At 73.7% G+C, this 25,129-nt stretch carries 16 protein-coding genes and 2 pseudogenes; 2 read left to right on the top strand and 16 right to left on the bottom strand.

Annotation, left to right across the window (positions count from 1 at the left end; all coding sequences use genetic code 11):
• Positions 1-97: 97 nt before the first annotated feature.
• The 8 genes from tmk to SYYSPA8_RS17150 all read right to left on the bottom strand — a co-directional run bounded on the left by tmk (position 98) and on the right by SYYSPA8_RS17150 (position 14,571).
• A complete protein-coding gene (gene tmk / locus SYYSPA8_RS17185; RefSeq protein ID WP_323448059.1) occupies positions 98-3,628 on the bottom strand; it encodes a dTMP kinase in 3,531 nt (1,176 codons plus the stop codon).
• Between the two features lie 369 nt (positions 3,629-3,997).
• Positions 3,998-6,847, bottom strand: coding sequence for a type I DNA topoisomerase (gene topA / locus SYYSPA8_RS17180; protein WP_323448058.1), 2,850 nt, complete (start codon positions 6,845-6,847; stop codon positions 3,998-4,000).
• Between the two features lie 308 nt (positions 6,848-7,155).
• Positions 7,156-7,353 carry a hypothetical protein gene (locus tag SYYSPA8_RS17175; RefSeq protein ID WP_323448057.1) on the bottom strand — a complete coding sequence of 66 codons (198 nt, stop codon included), beginning with the start codon at positions 7,351-7,353 and terminating at the stop codon, positions 7,156-7,158.
• Between the two features lie 427 nt (positions 7,354-7,780).
• Positions 7,781-9,325: a DUF7059 domain-containing protein gene (locus SYYSPA8_RS17170; protein WP_323448056.1), complete on the bottom strand. Its 1,545-nt coding sequence runs from the start codon at positions 9,323-9,325 to the stop codon at positions 7,781-7,783.
• Between the two features lie 199 nt (positions 9,326-9,524).
• Positions 9,525-10,112 carry a small secreted protein gene (locus SYYSPA8_RS17165; RefSeq protein WP_323448055.1) on the bottom strand — a complete coding sequence of 196 codons (588 nt, stop codon included), beginning with the start codon at positions 10,110-10,112 and terminating at the stop codon, positions 9,525-9,527.
• Between the two features lie 207 nt (positions 10,113-10,319).
• Positions 10,320-12,728: a sodium-translocating pyrophosphatase gene (locus SYYSPA8_RS17160; RefSeq protein WP_323448054.1), complete on the bottom strand. Its 2,409-nt coding sequence runs from the start codon at positions 12,726-12,728 to the stop codon at positions 10,320-10,322.
• Between the two features lie 767 nt (positions 12,729-13,495).
• The gene (locus SYYSPA8_RS17155; RefSeq protein ID WP_323448053.1) at positions 13,496-13,930 is read right to left on the bottom strand and encodes an ATP-binding protein; all 435 of its coding nucleotides are present in this window, start codon (positions 13,928-13,930) and stop codon (positions 13,496-13,498) included.
• 287 nt (positions 13,931-14,217) lie between these two features.
• Entirely contained in the window at positions 14,218-14,571 is a 354-nt protein-coding gene (locus tag SYYSPA8_RS17150) for an STAS domain-containing protein (RefSeq protein WP_323448052.1), read from the bottom strand.
• 79 nt (positions 14,572-14,650) lie between these two features.
• On the opposite strand from SYYSPA8_RS17150, the gene SYYSPA8_RS17145 reads away from it, so the two are divergent.
• Positions 14,651-17,107 carry a DEAD/DEAH box helicase gene (locus SYYSPA8_RS17145; RefSeq protein ID WP_323448051.1) on the top strand — a complete coding sequence of 819 codons (2,457 nt, stop codon included), beginning with the start codon at positions 14,651-14,653 and terminating at the stop codon, positions 17,105-17,107.
• 212 nt (positions 17,108-17,319) lie between these two features.
• On the opposite strand, the pseudogene SYYSPA8_RS38400 reads toward SYYSPA8_RS17145, so the two are convergent.
• The 7 genes and pseudogenes from SYYSPA8_RS38400 to ssd all read right to left on the bottom strand — a co-directional run.
• Positions 17,320-17,541, bottom strand: a pseudogene (locus SYYSPA8_RS38400) (Rv3654c family TadE-like protein); the annotation flags it as partial.
• 161 nt (positions 17,542-17,702) lie between these two features.
• Positions 17,703-18,047, bottom strand: coding sequence for a TadE family type IV pilus minor pilin (locus SYYSPA8_RS17135; RefSeq protein ID WP_323448158.1), 345 nt, complete (start codon positions 18,045-18,047; stop codon positions 17,703-17,705).
• 109 nt (positions 18,048-18,156) lie between these two features.
• Positions 18,157-18,408: a DUF4244 domain-containing protein gene (locus SYYSPA8_RS38395; RefSeq protein WP_407706021.1), complete on the bottom strand. Its 252-nt coding sequence runs from the start codon at positions 18,406-18,408 to the stop codon at positions 18,157-18,159.
• A 49-nt stretch (positions 18,409-18,457) separates the two neighbouring features.
• Positions 18,458-19,210, bottom strand: coding sequence for a type II secretion system F family protein (locus SYYSPA8_RS17125; RefSeq protein WP_323448049.1), 753 nt, complete (start codon positions 19,208-19,210; stop codon positions 18,458-18,460).
• Complete coding sequence (locus SYYSPA8_RS17120) at positions 19,207-20,076, bottom strand: type II secretion system F family protein (RefSeq protein ID WP_323448048.1); 870 nt, start codon at positions 20,074-20,076, stop codon at positions 19,207-19,209. Before SYYSPA8_RS17120 ends, SYYSPA8_RS17125 begins: the two co-directional genes overlap by 4 nt.
• Entirely contained in the window at positions 20,073-21,239 is a 1,167-nt protein-coding gene (locus tag SYYSPA8_RS17115; protein WP_323448047.1) for a TadA family conjugal transfer-associated ATPase, read from the bottom strand. Before SYYSPA8_RS17115 ends, SYYSPA8_RS17120 begins: the two co-directional genes overlap by 4 nt.
• Positions 21,236-22,345: a septum site-determining protein Ssd gene (gene ssd, locus SYYSPA8_RS17110; RefSeq protein ID WP_323448046.1), complete on the bottom strand. Its 1,110-nt coding sequence runs from the start codon at positions 22,343-22,345 to the stop codon at positions 21,236-21,238. Before ssd ends, SYYSPA8_RS17115 begins: the two co-directional genes overlap by 4 nt.
• A gap of 458 nt (positions 22,346-22,803) precedes the next feature.
• On the opposite strand from ssd, the pseudogene SYYSPA8_RS17105 reads away from it, so the two are divergent.
• Positions 22,804-23,658, top strand: a pseudogene (locus SYYSPA8_RS17105) (HAD family hydrolase); the annotation flags it as partial.
• 521 nt (positions 23,659-24,179) lie between these two features.
• Here SYYSPA8_RS17105 and SYYSPA8_RS17100 read toward each other — a convergent pair.
• A complete protein-coding gene (locus SYYSPA8_RS17100) occupies positions 24,180-25,034 on the bottom strand; it encodes a Fic family protein (RefSeq protein ID WP_323448045.1) in 855 nt (284 codons plus the stop codon).
• Positions 25,035-25,129 lie beyond the last annotated feature (95 nt).

Below are 25,129 nucleotides of genomic sequence, written 5' to 3'. Positions count from 1 at the left end.
TCCCCCTGGCTCCGCCGGGGGCACCCCACCCGGACCGCCGGCCCCAGCGGGAGCGCGGCAGGGCACGCGAGCCCCGGCAAGATCCAGACGAGAGGCCTCAGCCCCTGCCCTCCGGGCCCTTGCCCCGGCCGGAGCCGTCGTCGTACCCGCCGAGCAGTTCGTCGGCGAGCGTCGGCAGATCGTCCAGCGGTGTCTCCTCCGCCCACGCCGGGCGGCGGCGCGGACGGCCGGTCTCCGCGTCGAGCTGCGGCAGTTCCCGCGTACGGTCCTCGCCCCGGGATCCGCCGTCGACGGAACCGGACGCAGACCCACCGGACGCAGACCCACCGGACCCACCCGACCGGCCGGCCGGACCGGACTGCCCCGGCTCGTCACGGAAGAAGCCCGGCGGCACCTTGTCCACCGGCCGCTCGTCCCACTCGTCCCGCCCGTCCCAGTGCCCCCGGGGGCCCCGGTCGGTACGCGGGTCGTCCCCGTCGCGCACGGCCGGCAGCACGGCCGTCTCGTCCGCCGCACCCCCGCCCCCGCCTCCGTCCCTGTCCTCGTCCTCGTCCTCGTCCCGGATCGGCCGCAGCACCGCCGTCTCGTCCATCGCGCCCGCCGGACCGCCGGGCGCCGTCCTCGGCACCTCCTGCGTCTCGTCGTCGAGCCGCACCACCGGCGTGACGACGGTGATCTCGTCGTCATCCGCACCACCGGCCCCGGAACCGGCCGACGGCGGCAGCGGCGTCTCCACGGTCTCCTCACGCGCGGACGCCTCAGCGGCACGGGCCGCCGCAGCTGCGGCGGCCGCCGCCTCAGCAGCCCGCTGTTCCTCGGCAGCGCGCCGGGCCTCCTCGGCCCGCAGCAGCGCCTCCTCCGCCTTGCGCTGCCGCTCCAGACGGCGTTCCTCCGCCTCCGCCCGGAGCCTGGCCTGCTCCGCCGCGAGCGCGCGCAGCCGCTCCTGCTCCTCGCGGCGTGCCCGCTCCTCGGCCTCGCGCTTGAGGCGCTCCTCCTCGGCGAGCCGGCGGGCTTCCTCGGCGCGCTGCCGGGCCTCCTCCGCGAGCCGTTCGGCCTCGCGCCGCCTGGCCTCCTCTTCCTCCGCCGCCCGGCGGGCCTCCTCCTCGGCGCGCAGCCGGGCGAGCTGCTCCTGGCGCTCGCGCTCCAGCCGCTCTTCCTCGGCCTTGCGGGCGGCTTCCTCCTCCGCCTTGAGCCGGGCCTCCTCCGCGATCCGCTCGGCCTCCCGCCGCCGGGCCTCCTCGCGGGCCTGCACCTCGGCCTCCGACAGCGGCAGCATCCGGTCGAGCCGGTGGCGTACCACCGTGGTGACGGCCTCCGGCTCCTGGCCGGCGTCCACCACCAGATAGCGCGCCGGGTCCCCGGCGGCCAGCGTCAGGAAGCCGGACCGCACCCGCTGGTGGAACTCGGCGGGCTCCGACTCCAGCCGGTCCGGGGCCTCCGTGAACCGCTCCCGCGCGGTCTCCGGCGAGACGTCCAGCAGCACGGTGAGATTCGGAACGAGGCCGTCCGTGGCCCAGCGCGAGATCCGGGCGATCTCCGTCGGGGACAGATCGCGGCCCGCGCCCTGGTAGGCGACGGACGAGTCGATGTACCGGTCCGTGATCACTACGGCGCCGCGCTCCAGGGCGGGCCGGACGACCGAGTCGACGTGCTCGGCACGGTCCGCCGCGTACAGCAGCGCCTCGGCGCGGTTCGACAGACCGGCGGAGGCCACGTCGAGGAGGATCGACCGCAGCCGCTTCCCGATCGGGGTGGCACCCGGCTCGCGGGTGACGACGACCTCGTGGCCCTTGTTGCGGATCCACTCGGCCAGCGCCTGGACCTGGGTCGACTTCCCGGCGCCGTCGCCGCCCTCCAGGGCGATGAAGAAACCGGTGGGGGCGGTGGCCTGGGCCGGGTCCGCGCCGCCGCGCAGCGCCTCGCCCAGGTCGCGCCGGAGCGGGACGCCGGCCCGGTCGTCGGTCCGGGCGAGCACCACGGCCGCGACGGGCAGCAGCAGCGCGCCCACGAGCATCAGGACGAAGGCGGCGCCGCCGTCGGCGAGCACCGCGTCCCCGATGGCCAGCTGGTGGGGGCCGATCGCGGCGGCCAGCAGCGGGGCGGCGATCGCTCCCAGGCCCACGGCGACGCGGGCGGACGCCTGGAGGTGCTCGGTCATCCGGGCCCGCCGGGGGGCCTCCGACTCCTGGTCGAGCAGGTCGTGGCCGATGCCCGCCACCACGCCCGCGGAGAACCCGGCGCCGATGGCGAGGAAGAAGACGGTCGCGGTGTCCGGAACGAGCCCCATCGCCAGCAGCGCGAGCCCGGTCAGGGTGAGCGCGAGGGGGAGCAGCCGCCGCCGCGAGAGCGTGGGCAGGACGGACCGGCCGCCCCGGATGCCGAGGAGGGTCCCGCCGGTCAGGGCGAGCACCAGCAGCGCGAAGGCGGTGGGGCCGCCGCCGAGGTCGACGGCGTGCAGAACGGAGACGGAGGCGGCCGCGGCGATCGCGCCGGCGACAGCCGTACAGGCCAGGACGAGATACGGAACGGCTCCGGTGCGCCCCCGGTCCGGACCGGGCTCAGCGACAGCGGCAGCGGCAGCGGCAGCGGCAGCGTCGGCGGCACCAGCGCCGGCCGCGTCCGGCGACCCGTCGGCCGCCCCCGCCCTCGCCGTCTGCGCAGTCTTCGCCGAGTCGTTCTTCGCCGCCGGGTTCTCCGCGGACGGGGTGGTCTTCGCAGACGGGGTGGTCTTCGCCGCAGCGGCGGACCTCGGCGCCCGCAGCGGCCGCCGCAGCCCTTCCAGCGGCGAACGCGGCCGCTCCGTCCGGCCCCCGGGCAGCGTCAGGAACCAGAGCAGCACGGCGGACGCCGCGAACAGCCCGGCGGCGACATACGAGCCCAGGGCCGCCTGGTGCGCCGAGAACCAGTCGATGCCGACCCCCAGCGCCCGGCCGATCAGGGTCGCGACGAGCAGCACCGCCGCACCCGCCGGAACGGCCGCGAACGACGTACGCAGCCACAGCCGCCGCAGCGCGCCGAGGTGGTCGGGGAGCGGCCGTACCGCGGTCCCTTCCAGCGGCGCGGCGGGCAGCAGCGCGGGCGCGGCCCCGTCCCGGGCGATGGTCCACAGGCGTTCGGCGGCGCCGCTGACGAAGACGGTGCCGAGCAGGATCCCGAGCGCCGCGGCAGGCGTCCAGTCGAGCCACAGCGGCGCGAGCACGAGCAGGACGATCCGTACGCCGTCCGCACCGATCATGGTCCAGCGCCGGTCGAGCGGCCCCTTGGAGCCGGTGAGCGTGGTCAGCGGTCCCAGCAGCACCGCTCCGAACACCACGGTCGCCAGGGCACGCGCGCCGAGCACGGCGGCCACGGAGAGGGCGGCGCCCCGGTAGCCGTCGCCGAAGGTGCCCTCCGTGACGGCGGCCTGGAGGGTGAGGAGCAGCAGGACGAGGACGGTGAGCACATCGCCGACGCCGCCGAGCGCCTGCGCGTTCCACATCCCGCGGAGCGTGGGTACGCGCAGGAGGGCGCGCAGTGCCCGCTCGCGGGATTCCGCGGCGAGGGCGTCGGAGTCGTCGGGACCGGGGGCGGTACCGGAGACGGGGCCCACCGCCGCCTGCTGCTCGGCCGGCTGCTCGGATCGCGTCATCCGCCCAGCCTATCCGGACAGCACAACTCCTCGCGGAGTCCGGTCGAACCTGTGGACGACGGGAGCGGGACGGTACGGACCCTCCGTGTCCGGTACGCGACAGGGGGCAGCGCCACCGTCTCCGGGCGGGTCCCCCGGGTACGGCCATGGCCTGGGCGAATGCCCCCGGCGGGTCCGGCCGGCCGGACCCGGGACCGCCTCGGAAGCCTCCCGTCCACCACCGGAACATTTGTACGACAAAGCGCTCCGGAGCCCACCCGCACCCCGCCTGCCACCACAACCGGAGCCGACGCCTGAGCCGGGTCGAACACCGAAGCCGGACACCGACGCCCGCGCCGAAGCCGGACGCCGACTCCGGCCGGAGCGCTCCTAGTCCTCGGCGCCCGGAGCGGCGGCCGTGGTCTTCTTCGCCGCCGTCCTGGCCGTGGCCGTGGCCGTCTTCTTCGCCGCGGTCTTCGCCGTCGTCGTCTTCTTCGCGGCCGTCTTGGCCGCCGTCGCCGTCGTCTTCTTGGCCGCCGTGGCCTTCTTCGTCGCCGTCGCCTTCTTGGCCGGTGCCTTCTTGGCGGGCGCCTTCTTCGCCGTCTTCTTGGCAGGGCCCTTGGCGCGCTTCTCCGCGAGCAGCTCGTAACCGCGTTCCGGAGTGATCGTCTCCACGCTGTCGTCGGTCCGCAGGGTCGCGTTGGTCTCGCCGTCGGTGACGTACGGACCGAACCGGCCGTCCTTGACGACCACCGGACGCTCGCTGACCGGGTCCGTGCCCAGCTCCTTCAGCGGCGGCTTGGCCGCGGCCCGCCCCCGCTGCTTGGGCTGCGCGTAGATGGCCAGCGCCTCGTCCAGGGTGATCGAGAAGAGCTGCTCCTCGTTCTCCAGGGACCGCGAGTCGGTGCCCTTCTTCAGATACGGGCCGTACCGGCCGTTCTGCGCGGTGATCTCCACCCCTTCGGCGTCGGTGCCGACGACCCGGGGCAGGGACATCAGCCGGAGCGCGTCCGCCAGGGTGACCGTGTCCAGCGACATGGACTTGAAGAGGGAGGCCGTGCGCGGCTTGACGGCGTTCTTGCCGGTCTTCGGGGTGCCCTCGGGCAGCACCTCGGTGACGTACGGGCCGTAGCGGCCGTCCTTGGCGACGATCTCGTGGCCGGAGTCCGGGTCGGTGCCCAGCATGAAGTCGCCGCTCGGCTTGGCCAGCAGCTCCTCCGCGTGCTCCACGGTCAGCTCGTCGGGCGCGAGATCGTCGGGGACGTCCGCGCGCTGGTGGCCCTCGGTGTCCTTCTCGCCGCGCTCGATGTACGGGCCGTAGCGGCCGACGCGCAGCACGATGCCGTTGCCGACGGGGAAGCTGGAGATCTCCCGGGCGTCGATCGCGCCGAGGTCGGTCACCAGCGCCTTCAGCCCGCCGAGGTGGTCACCGGCGGCGCCCTCGCCGAAGTAGAACCGCTTCAGCCACGGCACGGCCTGGGCCTCGCCGCGGGCGATGCAGTCGAGGTCGTCCTCCATCTTCGCGGTGAAGTCGTAGTCGACGAGCTGCCCGAAGTGCTTCTCCAGCAGATTGACCACGGCGAAGCTCAGGAAGGACGGCACGAGCGCCGTCCCCTTCTTGAAGACATAGCCGCGGTCGAGGATGGTGCCGATGATCGAGGCGTACGTGGAGGGGCGGCCGATCTCCCGCTCCTCCAGCTCCTTGACGAGGGACGCCTCGGTGTAGCGGGCGGGCGGCTTCGTGGCGTGCCCGTCGACCGAGATCTCCTCGGCGGCGAGCCTGTCGCCCTCGCTGACCTGCGGCAGCCTGCGCTCCCGGTCGTCCAGCTCCGCGTTGGGGTCGTCGGCCCCCTCCACATACGCCTTCATGAAGCCGTGGAACGTGATCGTCTTGCCGGAGGCGGTGAACTCGGCGTCCCGGCCGTCGGAGGCGGTGCCACCGATCCGCACGGTGACGGAGTTCCCGGTCGCGTCCTTCATCTGGGAGGCGACGGTCCGCTTCCAGATCAGCTCGTAGAGCCGGAACTGGTCACCGGTGAGCCCGGTCTCCGCCGGAGTGCGGAAACGATCACCCGAGGGGCGGATCGCCTCGTGCGCCTCCTGCGCGTTCTTGACCTTCCCCGCGTAGACCCGGGGCTTGTCGGGCAGATAGCTCGCGCCGTAGAGCTGGGTCACCTGCGCCCGCGCCGCCGTCACGGCGGTCTCGGAGAGCGTGGTGGAGTCCGTACGCATATAGGTGATGAAGCCGTTCTCGTACAGCTTCTGCGCCACCTGCATGGTCGCCTTGGCCCCGAAGCCCAGCTTCCGGGACGCCTCCTGCTGGAGCGTGGTGGTACGGAACGGCGCGTACGGGGAGCGGCGGTACGGCTTCGACTCGACCGCGCGCACCGCGAACACCGTGTGCTCCAGGGCGGCGGCCAGGGCGCGGGCGTTCGCCTCGTCCAGGTGCAGCACCTGGCTCTGGGCGGACTTCAGCCGGCCGTCGGAGCCGAAGTCGCGGCCCTGGGCGACGCGCTGTCCCGCGACGGTGTTCAGCCGGGCGGTGAAGGAGGACGGGTCGGAGGAGTCCCCGGCCCGGCCGGTGGAGAACGTGCCCGTCAGATCCCAGTACTCGGCCGAGGTGAAGGCGCGGCGCTCGCGCTCCCGCTCGACCACCAGCCGGGTGGCGACGGACTGGACCCGGCCCGCCGAGAGCCGGGGCATGACCTTCTTCCACAGGACCGGCGAGACCTCGTAGCCGTAGAGACGGTCGAGGATGCGGCGGGTCTCCTGGGCGTCGACCATCCGCTGGTTCAGCTCGCGCGGATTGGCGACAGCGTCCCGGATCGCGTCCTTGGTGATCTCGTGGAAGACCATCCGGTGGACGGGGACCTTGGGCTTGAGGACTTCGAGCAGATGCCAGGCAATGGCCTCGCCCTCGCGGTCCTCATCGGTGGCGAGGTACAGCTCGTCCGACTCGGCGAGCTGCTCCTTGAGCTTGCGGACCTGCGCCTTCTTGTCCGCGTTGACGACGTAGACCGGCTGGAAGTCGTGCTCGACGTCGACACCGAGACGGCGCACCTCGCCGGTGTACTTCTCCGGCACCTCCGCCGCGCCGTTCGGGAGGTCGCGGATGTGCCCGACGCTCGCCTCGACGACATAGCCGGGGCCGAGGTAACCCTTGATCGTCTTCGCCTTGGCTGGCGACTCGACGATCACGAGGCGTCGGCCGCCCTGTGCGGTCTCGCTGGTCGGGGACAACTTCGCTCTTCTCTCCGGTCGGCACTCGGGTGGGCGGTCACGGCGTCCGGCCCGGTGGCCCGGCCGCTGTGGCGCTGGCGTGCTGCTGCATGGTCCTGCGTGGCGCTGCTGCCGCTGCGGAGTGTGACGGTACAACCCGCCCCCGTGTCAAACGGCGAAAGCCCGCAACGGCCACTCGAACGGTAACCCGAGTCCGGCCATTCCTGCCGCCCGGACCGGCACGACGGTGTCCGATGGCTGTCTCCGACCCTGCCAGGACCCGGCCCGGACCCGGCCCGGATCCGACTCAGATCCGGCTCAGATCCGGCTCAGATCCGGCCGAAGCACCACACCCCGAGCAGCAGACAGACCGCGCCGGAGACGGCGGTCAGCACGGCGGCACGGCCCGGACGCACCCCGTGGGCGACCGGCGCCCCCTGCCCCACCCTTACCCCGGTCCACAGCAGCAGACCCGTCCCGAACAGCGCGAACGCCGTTCCGGCAAAGATCGCCGGCCCGCTTTCCATGCCCGTACCCCGATTCCTGTCCCGTCCTGCCCCGATGCCGGGGCGACGCCCGGATGGTCCGGGGGACGTCCCCGGGGGCCATCGGGCACCACCGGGCCGAGGCTGACACTTTCGGACATCGACGGCGCGAATTCGGGGTGAACGACGCGTGGGTTCACCCGCGCGGGGGCCGGTCCCGGGCCGATTCCACCCGGCGGACCGGGGCACCGGGGGATCTCCCCGGGACGCTCCCGGGGAGATCGGCGGGGGTCGCTGCGCACCATGAGCTGTGCACCATTACAGGACAGGAATCGAGGTACTGGCCTGTATGCATCGGTACGGGTCGGTACCCCGGTGCGCCGGTGCGCCGGTACGGGTCGGTACGGCCGGGCCCGCGCCTCGCCCGCCGACCGGTCGGGTGGTCGGGGTGTTCCGGGTGGCCGGGTGGTCAGCCGGCCGGGGAGTGCTCCGGCCCGCCGGCCGCACCGGCCGCCGGCTCCAGGAACCCCTCCTCCACCAGCAGCCGGAGTGCCTGCGGGGTACGGTCCCGCAGCAGCACCGGGTCCTCGCCGATGAGGTGGGCGATCGCGTCCAGGATCCGGCCCGCGCTCAGTGTGCCGTCGCACGACCCCGCGAAACCCGCGCCGACCGTGTCGACCTTGGTGGCCCGGCGCATCCCCCGGTTCTGCCGCAGCACCAGATGCTCGGGGTGCTCGTCGCCGGGCAGCCCGGTCTGCTCCTGGACGACCTCGGGGACCAGCCGGAAACGGTCCGCGAGCAGCGCCGCGTCGTCGTGCGTCCGCAGATAGTCCTGCCGGTCGAAGTGGGCCCGCACGGCCTCGCCGAGGGGCTGCTCGACCGGGTGCGGCCACTCCTCGGCCACCACGGAGGGGCGCTCGGAGCCCGATTTGCGCAGGGTGATCCAGCCGAAGCCGACGGCCCGGGTGCCGCGCGCGTCGAACTCGTCCAGCCACTCCTCGTACCGGCGGCGATAGCGTTCCGGATCGCCCCGGTGATCACCGCTGTCCCGCAGCCACAGCTCCGCGTACTGCGCGACGTCCTGCACCTCGCGCTGCACGATCCAGGCATCGCAGCCGCTCGGTACCCAGGAGCGCAGCCGCTCCTGCCACTGCTCCCCGTCGACATGCTGCCAATTGGCGAGGAACTGCGCGTACCCCCCGTCGTTCAGCCGGTCGCCGGCCTGCTGGACCAGGGAGCGGCAGAGGTCGTCCCCGGCCATGCCGCCGTCGCGGTAGGTCAGCCGGGCCCCGGGGGAGATCACGAACGGCGGGTTGGACACGATGAGGTCGAAGGTGTCCTGGGCGACCGGCTCGAAGAGCGAGCCCTCGCGCAGATCGGCGGCGGGCGCGGCGGAGAGCGCCAGGGTGAGCCGGGTGAAGTGGAGGGCTCGCGGGTTGAGGTCGGTGGCGGTGACCCGGGTGGCGTGCTGGGCCGCGTGCAGGGCCTGGATCCCGGAGCCGGTGCCCAGGTCGAGCGCGGAGGCCACCGGGGTGCGCACGGTGATCCCGGCGAGCGTGGTGGAGGCACCGCCGACACCGAGGACGACCTGCTCGTCCTGGCCTGCGGAGCCTCCGGCGCCGCCGACCGCGCAGCCCAGGTCGGAGACGATGTACCAGTCCTCACCCTCGGGTCCCCCGTAGGGGCGGATGTCCACGGCGGCGCGCACCTCGTCGCCGTCACGGACCACCCAGCCGCCGGCCAGGGCCTCCGTGAGCGGGAGGACAGCGCGCGCCCGCTCGTACGGGACGGGGCGCTGGAGCAGGAAGAGCCGTATCAGCGTGGCGAGGGGGCCGCCGTCCCGGGTGGCCCGCAGGGCGGGGACGGTCTCACTGCGGGCGAGGGCCGCGTACGCGGGGGCACCGAGCAGTTCGAGCAGGCCGTCGGCGGTGAACGCGGCGGACAGCAGCGCGTCCCGGAGCCGGAGGGCCGGATCGGGGGACGGAAGGGCGGGGACAACAGGGGGCGTACTCACAGGGACATTGTGGCCGCCGGGCCCGGGGGTCGCCGTCGCGGCGCCCCGGAAGCCACTGCTCCGGCCGGGCCGTGCGCCGGATCCCGGGCCGGCCCGGAACAGCCCGGGCCGGGGGACCGGAGCGCCCCTCGGGCCTCCTCATCCACATATACGCATATATGTGGATGAGGACAGGTCGGCCAGCCAGCCGATCAGCCGATCAGGAGGGCGACCCCGAGCTGGGCGCCACCGGCTTGCAGCCGGGCTGCTTGGTCATCGCCTTGCCGGTCTCGCCCGCCCGCAGCCGGTCCCGGGCGCTCTGGTTCTGCTCGATCTTCGCGAGCCCGTCGGCGACCGGAACCAGTCCGTCCGCGAACTCCTGCTGATCGCCGGTGTCCAACTCGTCGACCTGCTGCTTCAGGTCCAGATACGCCTTCGCATTGACGTCCAGCTCGGCGGCGGCGGCCTTGACCAGCTGCTCGCCGTTCTCGACCGGCGGGGTGCCCGCCGCCCGGAAGGCGCCCGCGTACCCCTTGTAGACGTCGGCGAGATCCTGGAAGGCCCGGGAGTCGGCGGTCTGGATGTCACCGGGCTTGCCGTCCGAAGCGGTCGAGCGGATCAGCTGCTCCGCCGCCGCCTGCTTGCCGAGCTGGGGCTTGGCGGCGTCGCAGTACTTCTTCGCCCAGTCGTCGACCGTGAATTTGTCCTCTTCCTCACTGCACCCCGTCAGCGCCAGGACGACTACCGCACCGCCGGCCAACGCGGCCGCGAGCTTCTTGTTCACCTTCACCGGATCGGTCCCTTCCAAGGCTCCTCGGCCCCGGAACATACACGTCGGACGGGCGGCGTCCGGCTGCGGTTCATGAGGTTCGTACGGTATTGCAACCATTTGCACCACACGAGATAAGGCTCACCACCGAGGGAAACGGGACCCGCCCGGACGCACGGACGGGCGGGCAGCGCGCCAACGCACCCTGCCCGCCCGCTCCTTGGAACGCCCCTGGATCCCGGGTGGTTACGAAACCACCGCGGGATCGGGTGACGTCGCCCCGTGCTCGGCCGCGACGGGCGTGTCCTCGCCCACCGTGACACCGCGGCGCTTGGACACGTACACCGCGCCGATGATGATCGCCACGGAGAGCACGGCCACCACCGCACGGATCGTGGGACTGGCGTCGTCCCCGTAGCTGAACTGGACCACCGCGGGCGCGATCAGCAGCGCCACCAGGTTCATCACCTTCAGCAGCGGGTTGATGGCGGGGCCCGCCGTGTCCTTGAACGGGTCGCCGACGGTGTCGCCGATCACGGTCGCCGCGTGGGCCTCGCTGCCCTTGCCGCCATGGTGACCGTCCTCGACCAGCTTCTTGGCGTTGTCCCAGGCACCGCCGGAATTGGCCAGGAAGACGGCCATCAGCGTGCCGGTGCCGATCGCGCCCGCCAGGAACGCGCCGAGCGCCCCGACGCCGAGCGAGAAGCCGACGGCGATCGGCGTGAGCACGGCGAGCAGGCCGGGGGTGGCCAGCTCCCGCAGGGCGTCCTTGGTGCAGATGTCGACGACCCGCCCGTACTCGGGCTTCTCGGTGTAGTCCATGATCCCGGGGTGCTCGCGGAACTGCCGCCGCACCTCGTAGACCACGGCGCCGGCCGACCGGGAGACGGCGTTGATGGCCAGCCCCGAGAAGAGGAAGACGACCGCCGCCCCGAGGATCAGCCCCACCAGGTTGTTGGGCTGGGAGATGTCCATGACGAGGTTCATCGGCGCACCGTCGCCGAGTTTCTCGCCGACGTCCCTGGCCGCGGTCGCGATGGCGTCGCGATACGAGCCGAAGAGGGCGGCGGCCGCCAGGACGGCGGTGGCGATGGCGATTCCCTTCGTGATCGCCTTGGTGGTGTTGCCGACGGCGTCCAGGTCGGTGAGGACCTGCGCGCCCGCGCCCGTCACATCGCCGGACATCTCGGCGATGCCCTGCGCGTTGTCGGAGACGGGGCCGAAGGTGTCCATGGCGACGATGACACCGACGGTGGTGAGCAGCCCGGTGCCGGCCAGCGCCACCGCGAAGAGCGCGAGCATGATCGAGGTGCCGCCGAGCAGGAAGGCGCCGTAGACACCGAGGCCGATCAGCAGCGCGGTGTAGACGGCGGACTCCAGACCGATGGAGATGCCGGCGAGCACGACGGTGGCGGGACCGGTCAGCGAGGACTTGCCGATGTCCCTGACGGGGCGGCGGTTGGTCTCGGTGAAGTACCCGGTCAGCTGCTGGATCAGGGCCGCGAGCACGATGCCGATGGCGACGGCGACGAGGGCGAGGACCCGCGGGTCGCCCGCGTGGTTGCTGATGGCGGCCTCGGTGACCCCCTCCAGATCGGCGTACGAGGACGGCAGATAGAGGTAGACCGCGACGGCCACCAGGGCGAGCGAGATCAGCGCGGAGATGAAGAATCCCCGGTTGATGGCGGTCATCCCGCTGCGATCGGCGCGCCGCGGGGCGACCGCGAAGATGCCGATCATCGCGGTGACCACGCCGATCGCCGGAACGATCAGCGGAAAGGCGAGCCCGGCGTCACCGAACGCCGCCTTGCCGAGGATGAGCGCCGCCACCAGGGTGACCGCGTAGGACTCGAAGAGGTCGGCCGCCATGCCCGCGCAGTCGCCGACGTTGTCGCCCACGTTGTCGGCGATGGTCGCCGCGTTGCGCGGGTCGTCCTCGGGGATGCCCTGCTCGACCTTGCCGACGAGGTCGGCGCCGACATCGGCGGCCTTGGTGAAGATGCCGCCGCCGACCCGCATGAACATCGCGATCAGCGCGGCGCCGAGACCGAAGCCCTCCAGGACCTTGGGGGCGTCGGCGGCATAGACGAGGACGACACAGGACGCCCCCAGCAGGCCGAGGCCCACGGTGAACATGCCGACCACGCCGCCGGTACGAAAAGCGATCTTCATGGCTTTGTGCGCGACGGCGGTGAGATCCTTTTCGGGTTCGCCTTCGGCCGGGGTGGCCTCACGGGCGGCCGCGGCCACCCGCACATTCGCCCGTACGGCCAGCCGCATGCCGATGTACCCGGTGGCCGCCGAGAAAAGCGCACCCACCAGGAAGAACACGGAACGTCCGGCACGTTCGGACCAGTCGTCGGCCGGGAGAAGCAGCAGCAGGAAGAAGACCACGACGGCGAACACGCCGAGGGTGCGCAGCTGACGGGCGAGATAGGCATTCGCGCCCTCCTGCACCGCCGCCGCGATCTTCTTCATGGAATCCGTGCCCTCGTCGGCCGCGAGCACTTGGCGCACCAGCACCTGGGCGACGACCAGCGCGGCCAGCGCCACAGCGGCGATGACCATGACGATCAGCCGATTGTCGTCCGTGAGTACCGCGGCTGCGAGAGAAGTGGAAAGATCGGTCGGTTCTGAGGTGAAGAGCCCCGCCATTCGTCCTCCTTGACGTCGTATCAGAGCTCAAGATGTGGACGGATTGTAGGGAGCCGGACCGGATCAAAACAGGGCGCTGCAAATGCAATTGACCTTCAACGGCTACTCAGCAAATGATCGAGTTCCGAAAATGCGCCCGAAAGCGGTAATGGGGCGAACTCATTGACGCTTGATCGATGATCTAGATAAATGATCTCGCGAACGGAAAAGAGGCCCGGTCGAAGGGGGTGCTATGCCCTGATGATTGCTTTACCGAACCACCCGGCGCGCCCCCTGACCCCGTCACCCGAATGGATGCCGGGGCGTTTTCCGGCCCGCTCGAGGTGTGGCCGGGAGCCGCCCTCGACCACCCCCGCGAGTGGCCCGGCGACAGCGGCCCGATGGACGGACACCGGGTGTCCGTAAATTCCTTACGCACGGATACACACCGGTATGCCCATCTGCGGGCAGCGGGCATACGGGTACCGGGCATCGGCCGGTGGCAGGTCGTGGAGGACGGCCACCGAGGGCGTAGGCCGGCCACGGGGCACCCGAGGGCCGGGACAGGTCCGTCCGGCCGCACGGGATCGGTCAGGACCCCGGCATGCCCGGAGAACGCCGGCACCCCCGCGGGGCACTGGCAGAGTCACGCGACGGGCTTGCGGCAGAGAACGGGCCGTCCCGGGAAAGGGACGGCGGACTCAGGGCCGAAACAGGGTTCAGGGCCGAACGGGCTCAGGCCGAACGGTGGCCTGAGGGCGGGACGGGCTCAGGGCCGGGCGGTGGGCTCAGGGAACGATGGAGACGGGCGCCACGGGCCAGCTCATGCGGATGACGCCGCCGCGCTCTCCGGCGGTGACCTCCATGTCGTCCACGAGGCCGCTGATGACGGCGAGACCCATCTCGTCCTCGCCCTCCGCCTCGTCCTCGGTGCCCGCCGCGGCCGCGGCCCGGACGCCCTCGGCGGCGAGCGCGGGGACCTCGTCCCCGACCTCGATGGAGAACAGCTTGTCCTCGTCGGTCAGCACGACATGGACGGGCGCGGTGATGCCATGGGTGTGGTGGAGCCCGACGGCTCTGCTGCATGCCTCGCCGACGGCGAGCCGGACCTCGTCCAGCACCGCCTCGTCCACCCCCGCCCTGCGCGCCACGGCAGCGGCCACCAAGCGGGCGGTCCTGACATGCTCGGGCTGGGCGCTGAAGCGAAGTTCGACGGTGGCCATGCGATCCCCCTCGGACGTACGGGTGCATCTCGGGGCCCGGACCGGATGCTCCGGTACCCCTTCCTCGATCGGCGGTCCGCCCACGGTCCCCGGCGGACCCCCGAACGGCCGGTTGACCGCCCATGGGCGGAGATGGGCATGCCTGACCTGCGGGACGGCCCATCGGCCGGTCCTGCGGCAACGGACCGGCCTGGGCCGCACCCGTCGCGAGATCCGGCCCGTGTCGGGGCGCGGCCGGGCGGGCCACGCCCCGGCACCGGCCGGTGACCGTCTCCTGCGGTCCGGGCTCAGTCGGCGGCCGAGACCGCCTCGTCGACCGTGGTGTGGATCGGGAACACCTTGGTCAGACCGGTGATCCGAAAAATCTTCAAAATGCGCTCCTGGTTGCAGACCAGACGCAGCGAGCCCTCATGGGCACGTACCCGCTTCAGGCCACCCACGAGCACGCCGAGCCCGGTGGAGTCGAGGAAGTCCACGCCCTCCATGTCGACAACCAGGTGGTAGCTGCCGTCATTCACCAGCTCGACCAACTGCTCGCGCAGCTTGGGCGCGGTATACACATCAATCTCGCCACCGACCTCGACGACCGTACGGTCGCCGGCGGGGCCGGTCACATTGCGAGTCGACAGGGACAGGTCCACGGATCCTCCAGCACCTTGCTATCGGGCGGCCGCCCCCACAGGTCTCCCCGGCGGAGCCGGAGGACGGTCGCCAGCCGCGATGGCATTCAATCACTTACCAGCAGCCATGCACGACGCCTTGGGACCATTGTCCGTCACACCAGTGACACACTCGGTGCCGATGGCCAAGAATCTGCGTCCCCGACGACCCCCCGAGAGCGGGGCCGCCCGCCCCTCCCCCGGTGAGGTCCTCGACCGGCTCGCCACGGGGGCGGGCCGGGCCGCGCGCATCACTCATACGGAGCACTTGCCCCCGCGACCGGGCCGCCATGCCGTCTGGCCGCACCGCATCCGCCCAGAAGTGATCAACGCCATGCGGGACGCCGGCGCCGAGCACCCCTGGACCCACCAGGCGACCGCCGCCGGGCACGCGCTGGACGGCGAGTCCGTGGTGATCGCCACAGGCACCGCGTCGGGCAAGTCCCTGGCCTATCTCGCCCCCGTCCTGACCACCCTCCTCGACGGCTCCGAGGCACCCAACGGCCGGGGCGCGACCGCGCTCTACCTCGCCCCCACCAAGGCGCTGGCGGCCGACCAGTGCCGGGCCGTGAAGGAACTGGCGGCCCCGCTGGGCCATCGCATCCGCCCCGCCGTCTACGACGGCGACACCCCCGTCGAGGAGCGCGAGTGGGTGCGCCAGTACGCCACCTATGTGCTCACCAATCCCGACATGCTCCACCGGGGGATCCTTCCCTCCCATCCGCGCTGGGCCTCCTTCCTGCGCTCGCTGCGCTACGTCGTCATCGACGAGTGCCACACCTACCGGGGCGTCTTCGGCTCCCACGTCGCCCAGGTCCTGCGGCGACTGCGCCGGATATGCGCCCGCTACGGCTCGGACCCCGTCTTCCTGCTGGCGTCCGCGACCGCCGCCGAACCCGCCGTCGCGGCCGAGCGGCTCACCGGAGTGCCGGTGGTGGAGGTCTCCGACGACGCCTCGCCCCGCGGCGAACTGGTCTTCGCGCTCTGGGAGCCGCCGCTCACCGAACTCCGCGGCGAACGGGGCGCCCCCGTGCGCCGCACCGCCACGGCCGAGACCGCCGATCTCCTCACCGATCTGACCGTGCAGGGCGTCCGCACGGTGGCCTTCGTCCGGTCCCGCCGGGGGGCCGAGCTGATCTCCGTGATCGCCAAGGAACGGCTGGCGGAGGTCGACTCCTCGCTGCCCCGGCGGGTGGCCGCGTACCGGGGCGGCTATCTCCCCGAGGAGCGCCGGGCCCTGGAGAGCGCCCTGCACTCCGGGGAACTGCTGGGCCTCGCCGCCACCACCGCCCTGGAGCTGGGTGTCGACGTCTCCGGGCTGGACGCGGTGGTGATCTGCGGCTATCCGGGCACCCGGGCCTCGCTCTGGCAGCAGGCCGGCCGCGCGGGCCGCACCGGCCGGGGTGCCCTGGCCGTCCTGGTCGCCCGGGACGACCCGCTGGACACCTTCCTGGTCCACCACCCCGAGGCGCTCTTCCGGCAGCCGGTGGAGTCCACCGTGCTCGATCCCGACAATCCGTACGTCCTCACCCCCCATCTGTGCGCGGCCGCCGCCGAGCTGCCGCTCACCGAAGCCGACCTGGAACTCTTCGGACCGGCCGCCGCCGGGCTGATGCCCCAGCTGGAGGCCGCCCGGCTGCTGCGCCGCCGCGCCACCGGCTGGCACTGGACCCGGCGGGAGCGGGCCGTCGACCTCACCGACATCCGGGGCGAGGGCGGCCGCCCGGTGCAGATCGTGGAGGAGTCCACGGGCCGCCTCCTCGGCACCGTCGACGAGTCGGCCGCCCACACCAGCGTCCACGAGGGCGCGGTCCATCTCCACCAGGGCCGCACTTATCTGGTGCGGCGGCTGGACCTGGAGGACTCGGTGGCGCTCGTGGAGGACGCCGTACCGCCGTACTCCACCACCGCCCGGGACACCACCACCGTCTCCGTGCTCGACACCGAGACCGAGATCCCCTGGGGCGAGGGCCGTCTCTGCTTCGGCTCCGTCGAGGTCACCAACCAGGTCGTCTCCTTCCTCCGCCGCAAGCTCGTCACCGGGGAGGTGCTGGGCGAGACCAAGCTGGACCTCCCCCCGCGCACCCTGCGCACCCGGGCCGTGTGGTGGACCGTCACCGAGTCCCAGCTGGACGCCGCCCGGGTCCTGCCGGAGCAGCTCGGCGGCGCCCTGCACGCCGCCGAACACGCCGCCATCGGCATGCTGCCGCTCTTCGCCACCTGCGACCGCTGGGACATCGGCGGCGTGTCGGTCCCGGAGCATCCCGACACCGGGCTGCCGACCGTCTTCGTGTACGACGGCCACCCGGGCGGCGCGGGCTTCGCCGAACGGGCCTTCCACACCGCCCGGGCCTGGCTGGACGCGACCCGGGAGGCCATCGCGGCCTGCGAGTGCACGGCGGGCTGCCCGTCCTGCATCCAGTCCCCGAAGTGCGGCAACGGCAACGACCCCCTGGACAAGCGGGCCGCTGTCCGCCTGCTGTCGGAACTGCTGCGCGACGCCGCTCCCCAGCCCTGACCCGCACCACGCCCTGCCGCGCACCGCGCCCGGGGCGGAAACGGGCCGGTGGGACCGGCCGGCCTCCCGGCTCCGTCCGGACAGCGGCGCCCTTCCGGGCCCGCCCGGATCGCCGGTCCGGCGGCGGGTGGGGGCGGGTGGACGGCCGCCGCCGGTCCGGCACGGGCCCGGGACTCCAGGGCGTAGGGCCCGAAGCGGAACCGCGCGGACACCTCCGCCAGCTCGCCGTGGACCGTGCAGCGGACCACCTCCGCGCCCTGTGCCCGGGCGACCCTCCGAGCGTGTCCACAGGCGGTGGACGACCCCGCGAGGGCGTGGTCGGCGGCGGCCAGGGCGGCCAGATCGGCCGCCGCTCCGGCGCGGTGCCGGGCCGCGACGACCTGTCCCAGCGCCAGCACCGCGGCGAAGATCACGCACAGCGCCGACGCCGTCATCGCCGTCCAGACGCTCGCGACTCCCCGGTCCGCGCCCGGTCCCCGGCATCGCCGGACCAGGCGGGCGGGCGCCCCGCACCCGGGCCGGGGCCAGCCGACGGCCGCCGCCGCCGAACCGCTCACCGGCGCGGGCGCGGCGCCGACGGCACCCGTCCGGCCGCTCACGGGGGCCCTCCGGAGCCGGACCGGATCGTGTCCTCGGCCAGGGCCACCGCCTCCGCACGGAGGGTCAGCGCCCATCTCCCGGGCCCGGGCGCCGGAGCGGAGACCCTGACCCGCCACAGCCCTCCCTCCCGCGCCACCGCGACCCGGGCGTCCGCCGGGGCCGCCGCACGGGCGGCGGCGACCACCACGGCGTACGGCTCGGAGCGCGCGGCGGCCCGGGCCCCGGTCCGGGCGGCGTCGACGCACTGGATCTGCGCCGACGCCGCCATCAGCGCCCACACCAGCCCCATCGCGAAGATCACCAGGGCGGGCATCGCCACGGCCGCCTCGGCCGTCACCATCCCGTCCTCGCCGCCGCGCCCCCGCTCCCCCCGCTCTCCCCGGGCCACCCGCCGGCGCCTCCGCACCGGGCCCGGCGCACCACCTGCCCGGGCACCACGGCCACCGCGGTCAGAACTGCGCATCGAGCGCCTTCCCGATCAGCGACTCCAGCGCCCCGGCGACGGCACCACTGGTCACGATCTTGTACAGGACGGCCGCGAAGGCACAGGCCGCGATCGTCCCCATCGCGTACTCGGACGTGGTCATCCCGGCATCCCCGAACCGGCCGGAACGTGGCCGCCTGCCGCGCCGGACAGCGCCATCCGCGACCGGTCGGCGCCCCCGCCCGAGCCACCACCGCAGCGTGATCGTCTTCACCATCGTGCGAACCCCCAGGACTTCTCGTTCCATGACCGTTTCCCATGACCGTTCAATGACCGCTCAGCAGCCCGTCCGCCAGGCCGATGACCACGGGGGCCACTCCGACGGCCAGGAAGGCGGGCAGAAAGCACAGCCCCACCGGGGCGGTGATCAGGACCTGGGCCCGGCGGGCGCGGGCCGTCGTGGCACGGGCGGCGTCGGCGCGCAGCCGCCCGGCGATCCGGGAGACCGGCTCCGCCGCCGGGGAGCCGCCGACGTGGGCGCGCTCCAGACAGCGGGCCAGCCCGGCCGCCCCGGCCAGCGCGGCGAGGGCGCCCCACGCCCGGCCCGGTTCGCCGCCGAGGCGGAGCGCCGCGCAGGCCCGGAGCAGCCGGTCCCCGACCGGGCCGCCCAGGGAGTCCCCGACCGCCTCCGCCGCCTCGTGCGGTGCGGCCCCGGCCGTCAGGCACGCGGCCAGCAGATCGGCCGCCAGCGGCAGCCTGGGGTCCACGACGGGCTCCCTGGCCGCCACGGGCGCCCGCGGGCCCGTCCGCCACCGCCGTACCCCGCCGGCGGCCACAAGCCCCAGCAGCAGACCGGGAACGCCCTCGACGAGGACCCAGAGCGCGATGAGCGCCCCCGCCGGGGCCACCCAGGGCCGGGCCCTGCGCCGGAGGTCCGGCCGGGGCCGTCGCAGGACCGGCAGTCCCAGCAGAGCCGCACCCCGGCGGCGGGCCGTCCGTCTCCGGCGCACCGCCGCTGCCGTGAACGCCAGCCAGAGAACGGCGGCGAGCAGCGCGCACACCGCCGCCCCGGCCCTCACCGGACCGCTCCCGCCGGAGGCTTCGGCACCGCGCGGACGATCCGCGCGGCCCACCAGAGCCCGGCCGCCTCCAGAGCCCCGCCGACCGCCAGGCAGAACAGGCCCGCCGGGGTCCGCAGCAGCACCCGCAGCGGCTCGGCCCCCAGGGCCCAGCCCATGGCGAGGGCGAACGCCGGGAGGAGGGCCAGCAGCCCGATGGTGGAGCGGGCGCCCGCGAGCTGCGCCCGCAGCTCCTCGTGCTGGTCCCGCTCGGCCCGCAGGGCCGCCTCCAGCCGGTCGAGCGCGGCCGCCAGGCCGGCTCCGCCGTCGACGGTCACCCGCCAGCAGGCGGCCAGCCCCACGAGGCCGTCGGCGCCGGGCGCCCGGGCCGCCTCCCGCAGCGCTTCGGGGACATTCCCGCCGAAGCGGGCCGCCGCGGCCACCGTCGTCCCGCCGGGGCCGAGGGCGTCCACCGTCGCGGCGGCGGCCAGCAGCGCCTGCCCCGGCTGGAGCCCGGCCCGCAGCTCGGCGGCGACGGCACCGACCAGCGCGATCACCGCTTCGGCACGGCGCCCGCGCTCCGCGCTCCGCCGCGCGGCCCGCAGCCGGCGCCGCACCAAAGGCACGGCGGCGGCCCCCGCGAGCAGCGGCAGCGGCGACCGGGCCGCCACCGCGAGGACGAGCCCGGCCGGCAGGCAGATCCACTCCCGGCCGGGCCGGGCCAGGTGCGCGGGCCACCGGGGCGGCCGCCAGGGGGTGGGCCGGACCGCTTCCGCGCCGGCCAGCAGCAGCCGGGCCCGCCCGGGACCGGTGTCCCCTCCCGCCAGCAGCAGGGCCGCCACCGCCAGGCACAGCGCCGTCACATGGAGCGGCTCCACCGCGTTCACAGGGCGGCCCCGAGGAGGCCCCTCAGCCGCTCCCAGCCCTGCTGCCGGGTGAATTCCTCCGCGCCCCAGCGCAGCGCCGGGACGGTCCGCACCCATCCGGCCGGGTCCCGCTCCAGGGTGTGCACCTCGGCGACCCGCCGCCGGCCGTCCCGGTCCCGCACGAGATGGATCACCAGCGAGAGCGCGGCGGCCAGCTGGCTGTGGAGGGCCGCCCGGTCCAGTCCCGCGGCGGTCGCCAGGGCCTCCAGCCGGGCCGGTACGTCCGCCGCGGCGTTGGCGTGGACGGTGCCGCAGCCCCCGTCGTGGCCGGTGTTGAGGGCGCTCAGCAGCTCGGTGACCTCGGCGCCCCGGACCTCCCCCACCACCAGACGGTCCGGCCGCATCCGCAGGGCCTGCCGGACGAGATCCCGCAGGGTGACCAGGCCCGCGCCCTCCTGGTTCGGCGTGCGGGACTGGAGGCGGACCGTGTGGGGGTGGCCGGGCCGCAGCTCGGCGGAGTCCTCCGCGACGACGATCCGCTCGCGGTCGCCCACCAGTCCGAGCAGGCCGGCGAGGAGGGTCGTCTTCCCGGTGCCGGTGCCGCCGCTGATCAGGAACGAGAGCCGGGCGTCGACGACGGCCCGCAGCAGCCGGTCGCCGCCCGGCGGCAGGGTCCCGGCGGCCACCAGCTCCGCCATCGAGAACGCCCTGGGCCGCACCACCCGCAGCGACAGGCAGGTCGATCCGACGGCGACCGGCGGGATGACGGCGTGCATCCTGGTCCCGTCGGGGAGCCGGGCGTCCACCCACGGCCGGGCGTCGTCCAGCCGGCGCCCGGCGACGGCGGCGAGGCGCTGGGCCAGCCTGCGCACCGACGCCGCGTCGGCGAAGGTCACCTCCGTCCGCTCCAGCCCGCGGCCCCGGTCCACCCAGACCCGGTCGGGCGCGGAGACCAGGACGTCGGTGACCGAAGGATCCGCCAGCAGCGGTTCCAGCGGGCCGCTGCCCACCAGCTCGCACCGCAGCTCCTCGGTGCCGCCGAGGATCTCCGCCGTGCCCAGCAGACGGCCCTGGGCGCGCAGGGCGGCCGCGACCCGGGCCGGGGTGGGTTCCTCGCCGCTCTCCGCGAGCCTTTGGCGCACGGCGTCGAGCAGTCGCGCGCTGTCGAGCAGTCCCGCGCTCATGACGGCGTCCCCGGGGCGAGGGCCCGCTCCCAGAAGACGGAGCAGAACCGGGCGAGCGGGGTACCGGGGCGGCCCGGGAGGGTCTCCTCGGGCGGGCCGGTGGGCACGCGGCTCTCCCAGGGCACCTCGCCCACCAACGGCAGCCCCAGCGACGCGGCAACCCAGCCGTCGTCGAGCCCCGGGCCGTAGGGGCGGCGGGTGACGATCCGCAGATCCCGCAGGACCATGCCCACGGTCGAGGCGACCCGGTTGGCGGCGGCGACGGACCGCAGCTCGCCCGGCACCATCAGCAGCCCCAGATCGAGCTGGGCCAGCGCCTCGGCCACCCCTTCGTCCACCCGGCGCGGCAGATCCACCACGACCACCCCGCCGCCCCGGCGGGCCGCCGACAGCACCGATCGCAGGGCATCGGGCGGGACCACGACCGAGTCGCCCCGGTCCCAGCTCAGCACCCGCAGCCGGTGCAACCGGGGCAGCGACTCCTCCAGCGCTCCACCCGCGACCCGGCCCCTCGCAGAGGCGAAATCCGGCCACCTTCTGCCCTCGGCGCGCTCACCGCCGAGCAGCACGTCGATGCCCCCGCCGAGCGGGTCGCCGTCGACGAGGACGGTGCGGCGGCCCTCCCGCGCGGCTGTCACGGCCAGGGCGCAGGCCAGGGTGGACGCCCCGGCCCCGCCGCAGCCGCCGATGACCCCGATGGTCGCCGCGGGGTCGCCGACGCCCTCGGCCGCGTCGGCGATCCGGTCCACGAGCAGGCGCTCGGCGTCGGGGAGCCGCAGGACCTCGTCGGCCCCGATCTCGACGGCGAGCCGCCAGACACCGGGGTCGTCCTGCTCCCGCCCCACCAGCAGCACCCCCTCGCGGCGGGCGGCGCCCCGGCAGCGCGCCGCCGCGTCGTCGCCCACGAGGACCAGCGGCGCCTCCTCCCAGGCGCCCCGCCGCTCGGGCACCGCGTGATGGACCTCCGGCTCGGTCCCCGCCGCGGCGCACAGCCGCAGCAGATCGTCGAGCAGTTCCATGTCCTCGGTCACGATCAGAGGCACGGGCCGCCGTTCTCCGGCGGCCGGTGTCCCCTTCGGCGAGTTGGATCCAGCCACGATCTCCACCCCCTGATTGCCCCGACCCCGCCGTGATACGGGATCGGTGATTCCCGGACCCCGCGGACTTCGCGGGTGGAATCACGGTGCAGCGCACTCGGAAATCGTGTGGATCTTGCTGAAAAGCTGTGGACGGACCGCCGGTTGTGAATATCTCCGTAGCCCATACCGGTGACTCCCGGCCGCACCTCTTCCGCTACGGACAGTGACCATGCAGAGTGGTATGGGCCCTGTCGCAAGAAGCTCGTCGAGGAGAGGTGGGAGCAGAAGTGGATCTGAAGCACATCCGAAAAACGCGTCCGGACATGCGACGACCCCCGCCGGGGGGGAGAGCGGGGGTCGTCTCTCCGGTCGGCTCGGGGGGGGAGGAGCCGATCCGGGTTAGCACGGTCGCGAACGATCCGTGACTTCCATGGTGTACCCGAAGCCCTTCTCAGGCAAACCCACACGCCCTCGGGGTACGCCGAATGGCGGGCACCTATGCTCAGCTCGTGGAAAACCACTCGTTGCCTCGCACAGCTGCGTTCTTTGACCTGGACAAGACGGTCATTGCGAAGTCTTCGGCGCTGACCTTCAGCAAGTCCTTCTACCACGGCGGCCTGATCAACCGGCGAGCCGTCCTGCGCACCGCCTATGCCCAGTTCGTTTTTCTCGCGGGCGGCGCCGACCACGACCAGATGGAGCGGATGCGGGAGTACCTCTCCGCGCTCTGCAAAGGCTGGAACGTCCAGCAGGTGAAGGAGATCGTCGCCGAGACCCTGCACGATCTCATCGATCCGATCATCTACGACGAGGCGGCGTCCCTCATCGAGGAACACCACACCGCCGGGCGCGATGTGGTGATCGTCTCCACCTCGGGATCCGAGGTCGTCGAGCCGATCGGCGAGCTGCTGGGCGCCGATCGGGTGGTCGCCACCCGGATGGTCGTCGGCGACGACGGCTGCTTCACCGGCGAAGTGGAGTACTACGCGTACGGGCCCACCAAGGCGGAGGCCATCCGCGAGCTGGCCGAGTCGGAGGGATACGACCTCGACCGCTGTTACGCGTACAGCGACTCCGTCACCGACATACCGATGCTGGAATCGGTGGGTCACCCCTACGCGGTCAATCCCGATCGCGGGCTTCGCCGGGAAGCGGCCGCGCGAGACTGGCCGGTTCTCGTCTTCAACCGCCCGGTCCGGCTGAAGCAGCGGCTGCCGGCGCTCTCCCTGCCGCCGCGCCCGGCCCTGGTGGCCGCGGCCGCGGTGGGCGCCGCGGCGGCCACCGCGGGGCTGGTCTGGTACGCGAGCCGCCGGCGCGGTGCGGCGGCGCGGGCGGCAGCGGCGGCCCTGCGCCACCCGGCCCTCCGCCCTGCCGTGGCCGACGCCGTCCTCAAGAGTGTCGACGCCATCGGCGGCACGAGCGGCGTCGGCGGCCCGGGAACGATCACCACGGGCATCGCCGGGGGTATCGCCGGCATCGGCGCCCTGGGCAGCCTGGGCCGCTCGGGCGGCTCCACCCGGGCGGCCGCCCGTTTCACCCGAATTTGAACACAAAAGTAAAGAACTGGAGCTGGGGCTTCCGCTTCCCGGCGGGCTGGAGTACAAAGGAGTCAACGGCCCGCGAGACCACGGATATCCGAGAGGATCACCTGTAACGCATCAAGGCCCCACGGACCGACGTATGAAAACCGAGCACCCACGCGACGTCGACCCGTCGAATACGGGCCAGCCGCACCAGGCCACGGGCAACAGTTCCCGGCTTGATGGGCGCAGCACATCGAGGACGCTTGGTAACTCGGCGGACATGCAGCGGCGGTACCGAACCGGTACCGCCGCAACCCTGTCCGGGCCGTTTCACTCTTTCAGGCGGCTCCGCGCTGGAGCGCCTCGCACACCGCCGTCGACTCCCGGGCCCCCAGCTCGACCGCCCGGCCGCAGTGTGCGATCCACGCCGCCATCCCCTCCGGCGTACCGGACAGATAGCCGTCAAAGGCCGCCGCGTAGGCCGCCCGGCCCTGCTCCGCGTGGCCGACCTCGGCGGGGCAGATCCCCTTGGGGTCGAGCCCGGAGCCGATGAGGACGATCCGCTGGGCGGCCCGCGCCACCAGTCCGTTGTCCGAGGCGAACGGGCGCAGCGCCAGCAGTTCCCCGTGCGCCACCGCCGCCGTCACCAGCGCGGGGGCCTCACCACCCGCGACGATCAGGCCGGACAACCCCTCCAACCGCCCGCTCATCTCGGCGGCGGCCGGCAGCGGGGCCTCGATCAACGGCTCGTCGACCGGCTCGCCCGCCAGCCGGGGGCGGCCCACCGCACCGTCGTCGGCCGCCCCGCCGGCGGCGAGCAGATGCAGCCGGGCCAGCACCCGAAGCGGTGACTGCCGCCAGACGGAGAGAAGTTGACCCGACTCGGCGGCGAGCCGGAGCGCCGCGCCGACCGTACGCCCCTCGGGGTCCCGGCCGAAGTCGCTGCGCCTGCGGACCTCCTCCAGCGCCCAGTCGGCCCCGGACAGCGCGGCGGAACCCCGCGCTCCGCGCAGCGCCGCCTCGGCCGTGACCTCGGCACTTCTGCGGCGCATGATCCGGTGCCCGTAGACCCGGTCGACGGCCTTGCGCACCCCGGCCACGGAGTCCGCGACCCCCGGCAGCACGGCCAGGGCGGCGAGCGGATCCCCCGGCGCGGCGGCGGAGGAGGCGGGCGGCGACGCATGCGTACTCATAGCCGCGAGGCTACGCGCCGTCGACCCACGTCCCCCCTTGGAGTGGTCTTCTTCACTTCACTTGACAGCACCGGGCGAGCAGACCACTACCCTAG

The sequence above is a fragment of the Streptomyces yaizuensis genome, assembly GCF_034961445.1.
In the GTDB taxonomy this organism is placed as follows: domain Bacteria; phylum Actinomycetota; class Actinomycetes; order Streptomycetales; family Streptomycetaceae; genus Streptomyces; species Streptomyces yaizuensis.
Note: the sequence above shows the minus strand (reverse complement) of the source record. Positions and strands in the feature narration are given on the sequence as shown.

Bases quoted from the DNA above. Each gene is read 5' to 3' on its own strand.
- SYYSPA8_RS17115 (WP_323448047.1), bottom strand. From the start codon at position 21,239: ATGAGCGCGGGACTGCTCGACAGCGCGCGACTGCTCGACGCCGTGCGC.
- SYYSPA8_RS17100 (WP_323448045.1), bottom strand. From the start codon at position 25,034: ATGAGTACGCATGCGTCGCCGCCCGCCTCCTCCGCCGCCGCGCCGGGG.
- SYYSPA8_RS17175 (WP_323448057.1), bottom strand. From the start codon at position 7,353: ATGGAAAGCGGGCCGGCGATCTTTGCCGGAACGGCGTTCGCGCTGTTC.
- SYYSPA8_RS17145 (WP_323448051.1), top strand. From the start codon at position 14,651: ATGGCATTCAATCACTTACCAGCAGCCATGCACGACGCCTTGGGACCA.
- SYYSPA8_RS17160 (WP_323448054.1), bottom strand. From the start codon at position 12,728: ATGGCGGGGCTCTTCACCTCAGAACCGACCGATCTTTCCACTTCTCTC.
- tmk (WP_323448059.1), bottom strand. From the start codon at position 3,628: ATGACGCGATCCGAGCAGCCGGCCGAGCAGCAGGCGGCGGTGGGCCCC.
- SYYSPA8_RS38395 (WP_407706021.1), bottom strand. From the start codon at position 18,408: ATGGTGAAGACGATCACGCTGCGGTGGTGGCTCGGGCGGGGGCGCCGA.
- SYYSPA8_RS17135 (WP_323448158.1), bottom strand. From the start codon at position 18,047: ATGGTGACGGCCGAGGCGGCCGTGGCGATGCCCGCCCTGGTGATCTTC.
- SYYSPA8_RS17155 (WP_323448053.1), bottom strand. From the start codon at position 13,930: ATGGCCACCGTCGAACTTCGCTTCAGCGCCCAGCCCGAGCATGTCAGG.